Annotated in this window: 5 protein-coding genes; 1 reads left to right on the top strand and 4 read right to left on the bottom strand. The window is 49.7% G+C overall.

The genetic code is table 11. From position 1 onward, the window contains the following. Positions 1-811 (top strand): lipopolysaccharide heptosyltransferase II (gene waaF, locus Q0200_RS06840; protein ID WP_297939448.1); only part of this gene is annotated, 811 nt, incomplete at its 5' end. 300 nt (positions 812-1,111) lie between these two features. Here the strand turns inward: waaF and Q0200_RS06835 are convergent. From Q0200_RS06835 to rfaE2, 4 genes are all read right to left on the bottom strand, one after another. Beyond that, a complete protein-coding gene (locus Q0200_RS06835) occupies positions 1,112-1,420 on the bottom strand; it encodes a YolD-like family protein (protein ID WP_297939445.1) in 309 nt (102 codons plus the stop codon). Further along, positions 1,413-2,675 carry a DNA repair protein gene (locus Q0200_RS06830; RefSeq protein WP_297939443.1) on the bottom strand — a complete coding sequence of 421 codons (1,263 nt, stop codon included), beginning with the start codon at positions 2,673-2,675 and terminating at the stop codon, positions 1,413-1,415. The genes Q0200_RS06835 and Q0200_RS06830 overlap by 8 nt, the downstream gene beginning before the upstream one ends. Before the next feature lie 94 nt (positions 2,676-2,769). Continuing rightward, on the bottom strand, positions 2,770-3,336 hold the full coding sequence (gmhA, locus tag Q0200_RS06825) for a D-sedoheptulose 7-phosphate isomerase (protein WP_297939440.1): 567 nt from the start codon (positions 3,334-3,336) through the stop codon (positions 2,770-2,772). After that, on the bottom strand, positions 3,326-4,361 hold a 1,036-nt coding region (rfaE2, locus tag Q0200_RS06820; protein WP_297939437.1), incomplete at its 5' end, for a D-glycero-beta-D-manno-heptose 1-phosphate adenylyltransferase. The genes rfaE2 and gmhA, both read right to left, overlap by 11 nt.

The raw sequence follows: 4,361 nt of genomic DNA, 5'->3' as shown, positions 1-4,361 counted from the left end.
CGAACGCGTCATCGTTGACGATAGCAAAAAGGCCAAATTTAGGCTCTGGCGGCTGTTTTGGCAGGCTAGAGAGCTTGGCAAATTTGACGCGGTGTTTAGCTTTAGAAGCTCGTTTGCGAGTAAAATTTTACTTTTCGGAGCGCGGGCGGGGCAAAAATTTATTTTCCAAAAGAGCAACGATAGCGCACATCAGATGCAAAAGTACCTAAAATTCGTCAAAGCGGCATTAAATTTAAAATTGGCGGACGACGAGCTGAAGCTTTATTTTGAGCCGCGTAAATTTGACGCGCCCGTGCTTGGGCTAAATCCGGGCGCTAGCTACGGAAGCGCCAAACGCTGGTATCCGGCCTACTTCGCGCAGGTGGCGCTGCATTTTAAAGATAAATTTAAGATTATGATTTTTGGCGGCGCGGGCGAGCGGGATATATGCGAGCAGATCGAGCAAATTTTACGCGAAAACGGCGCGGAGTGCGAAAATCTAGCGGGCAAAACGAGCGTGCGCGAGCTGTGCGAAAATATTGGCGGCATAGGGCAAAGCGGCGGGATATTCGTCACGAACGACAGCGGGCCGATGCATATCGCCGCAGCCTACAAGACGCCTACGATAGCGCTTTTTGGACCGACGAGATTTACGCAGACCTGTCCGTGGCGCAATGAAAACGCCCGTATCCTGCACCTAAATCTAGAGTGCATGCCATGTATGAAGCGCGTCTGTCCGCTAAAAACCCACGCCTGCATGAAAGATCTCTCGCCGCAAGCCGTCATAGAAACGATCGAGCGAGAATTTCTCGCCGAAGCGGCAAAAAACTAGAAATTTGAGTGTGCGGATTTTCTCAAACGGCCGCAAATCAGCAAAAACCACGCCGCGCATAATGTTTTGCAAACAGCACGCGATCAAATTTAACGCACGCAAAGCTAGAATTTGAGATAACGCAAGGCCGCTTAATCAAGGCAAATTTACTAAACCGATTTTTAGTGCGACTAAAATTTCGCCGCATTTTTAGCCGTCAAGAAAAGTGTGGGAAAAGTAAAATTTAAACGCCTTTAAAGCTAGCAAATTTAAGCGTTTTGTGTGCCGCACCTATCATATCGCGCGCCGTAAAAGCCACCGTCACGAAACAACCTCAACCGCGTAAACATCGTCAAATTTAACTCTCGTTTTTACCACAGTTAGGCTTTTATCCATCAAATTTACGTTTGAGACCAGCCCCTCTATACTCACGTAGCCCTGCCCGTCGTGGTAGGTTAGCTTTATCTCGTCGGCGGGCTTTAGTTTGCTTATTTTATTTAGGATCTCTTCTATCTTTGATTCGTCAAGATCCAGCTTTTCGCTCTTTTCTCGCTCCTGCGCTTTTAGGGCTTTTTCTAGGGTCGAGAGGGGATTAAACGAGCTAAATATTTTGGCTCTGTCTTTATTCACCGCTTTTGTGCCCTCCTATCTTTTTGTTTCTATCTCGGCCGGTGGCTTCGGGTAGCAAGTCAATGGCCCTTAGGATGGAGTTTTTGCCGTATTTTTCTTTTATCTTATTTAGGGTTTTTAGTACCGTTTTTTCTTTTGCGTTTTCTTCTTCAAAGAGGCTTCTTTCGGTTTTACTCTCCTTTACGACGTCGTTTGCCGATATGCCGATTTGCCTGATGAGACCTGCGTTTTTTATCTTTTTTAGATATAGCTCTTGTGCTGCATCCATGAGTACGCTGGCGATATTGCTCGGGGTTTTAAACCTTACCGTGGCTCTTTGCGCGGGTTCGTTTTTATCGGCGAATTTGATATTTATCGTGAGCCCGCTAGCCCGCACTTCCTCGTTTATCATCTTTAGAGCTAGCCTATCGGTCATCTCTTTTAGCACGATTAGAGCCTCTAGCCTCTCGTAGTCCCTAGGTAAAATTTCAGAGCTAAAGTATGATTTGGTTGAGGGTTTATAAGCCTTGATGCCCGCTATAGTGGTGGGCTCGATACCGTTTGCGTGATCTAGCGCGATATAGGCGTCGATGCCAAACACTCTCTCAAGCAGGCTAAAAGGAGCGTTTGCCATATCCTTCATACAAAATATCCCGTATCGCTCGAGCTTGGCCCTAGTTTGCTTACCTATGCGCCAAAAATCATTTAGCGGCTGATGCGTCCAGAGCTTTTCTTTATAGAGCGCTTCGTCTAAAAAGGCGATACTATCCTCGCTGTGTTTGGCTAGGATATCAAGGGCTATTTTAGCCAGATACAAATTCGTCCCCATGCCGCAGGTAGGCGTTACTCCCGTAGTTTTTAGGATGTCGTCCATTATCATCTTTGCCATGGCTCTGGCTTCTAGTTTGTAAAATTCTAGATACGAGGTGAGGTCGATAAAGGCCTCGTCGATGGAGTAGACGTAGATATCCTCTTTGGCTACGTATTTTAGGTAGATGCCGTAAATTTTAGCCGCGTAGTCTATGTAAAACTGCATCCTGGGCGGAGCGATTATATATTTGATATTTTTAGGGATCTCAAACAGTCTGCATCTGTTTTTTACGCCAAGAGCCTTTAGCGCGGGACTAACGGCCAAGCACACGCTGCCTTCGCCCCTGCTAGCGTCTGCGACGACTAAATTCGCCTCAAAGGGATCAAGCCCTCGCTCCACGCACTCGACCGAGGCGTAGAAGGATTTTAGATCGATGACGGCGTAGGCGGGAGTTTGTGTTTTCATGGGTGGTTAAATTTGCTTGTGCTCTAGGCGGCGTTAAAAAGCGACAAGGCTGGTTAAATTTGACTCCGCCGCCGCAAATGTTTTTAAATTTAGCCTAAAACGCATCGTCGATAGCTTGGCAGATGATATGCCCTATCATTATGTGCATCTCTTGGATGCGCGGCGTGTCGTTTGACGGCACGACCAAATTTAGCTCGCAAAGCTCGTTCATAGCGCCTCCCGTGCGGCCGCTTAGACCGATCGTTTTGATACCGATTTTTCGCGCTAGCTCGAGCGCTTTTACGACGTTGCCGCTGTTTCCGCTAGTAGAGATCGCGATGAGCAGATCGCCCTCGCGGCCCAGAGCCTCTAGCTGACGCGAGAAAACAAACTCATATCCGTAGTCGTTGCCGATCGCCGTGAGCGCCGAGGTATCGGTCGTTAGAGCTATGCCCGCTAGCGCGCCGCGCTCGGTTTTATAGCGACCCGTTAGCTCGGCTGCGATATGCTGCGCGTCTGCAGCGCTTCCGCCGTTTCCGCAAAGCAAAATTTTACCGCCAGTCTTTAGCGTCGCTACCGCCGTTTCGCAGGCTTTTTTGATATCCGCTTCCAGTGCAAAGGTCGCCTTGATAGTGGCTAGATGTCCCTCTAGCTCGCTTTTTATCATCTCTTCAGTCTTCATTTTTTATCCTTTTTATCGTCGCGCTCGTGCTTTTGCCCGCTACGAACTCCACTAGCCGCACGTCTTTTACGACGCTGCTGCCGACGACTTCTTTACCTTCGTAGTCCGCGCCCTTTACGAGCACGTCCGGACGCAGTTTTTCGATCAAATTTAGAGGAGTTAGCTCGTCAAATATCGTCACGTAATCAACCGCCCCAAGCGCCGCCAGCACGGTAGCGCGGTCGGTCTGCGAATTTACGGGGCGAGTGTCGCCCTTTAGCGCGCGCACCGAGGCGTCGGAGTTTAGCCCGACGACTAGTATATCGCCGAATTCCCGCGCTTTAGCCAGATAGCTCACATGTCCCGCGTGCAGGATATCAAAGCAGCCGTTTGTAAAAACTAGCCGTTTTTCGCCGCGATTTGCCAGCGTCGCGGCCAGTTCGTCCGCGCTTTTGATTTTCTCCTCAAAGCCGGCAGCGTTTTTACGGCGCACGAGTTCGTTTATCTCCTCAAAGCTAGCAGTGGCCGAGCCGACCTTAGCCACGACGACCGCAGCGGCTAAATTTGCCGTCTCGATCGCCTTTTTGATACCTTCGCCCGCACCCAGCATCACGCCCAGAGTCGCTAGCACCGTATCCCCCGCGCCCGTGACGTCAAAGACCTCTTTTGCCAGAGCCGGAAATTTAACCGCCTGTCCGTCCTCTAAAAGCGCTATGCCCTCCTCTGAGATCGTGATCAGCGAATGGGTCAAATTTAACTCGTTTTTTAGCAAATTTAGCGCCGTAAAAAGCTGCTCGTCGTTTTCTATTTTAAAGCCCACGGCCTCGCCCGCTTCTTTTTTATTGGGCGTTAGCAGCGTGGCGCCCTTGTATTTCGAGTAGTCCGCGCCTTTTGGATCGATTAGCACGGGCTTGCCGGCATCCGCGCATGCCTTTATCAGCTTTTGACACAGTGACGGTGTTAGCACGCCCTTACCGTAATCAGATAGCAGCGCGATGAAGACATGACCGTCCTCGATGAGGGGTCGCATGTAGCGGAAGAGGAGG

The sequence above is a fragment of the uncultured Campylobacter sp. genome (genome assembly GCF_938045225.1).
In the GTDB taxonomy this organism is placed as follows: Bacteria; Campylobacterota; Campylobacteria; order Campylobacterales; family Campylobacteraceae; genus Campylobacter_A.
The sequence above is the reverse complement of the archived record's forward strand: the minus strand, read 5'-3'. Positions and strand labels throughout refer to the sequence as shown.

Coding starts and splice junctions, on each gene's coding strand:
- Q0200_RS06830 (WP_297939443.1), bottom strand. CDS start 2,675: ATGAAAACACAAACTCCCGCCTACGCCGTCATCGATCTAAAATCCTTC.
- gmhA (WP_297939440.1), bottom strand. CDS start 3,336: ATGAAGACTGAAGAGATGATAAAAAGCGAGCTAGAGGGACATCTAGCC.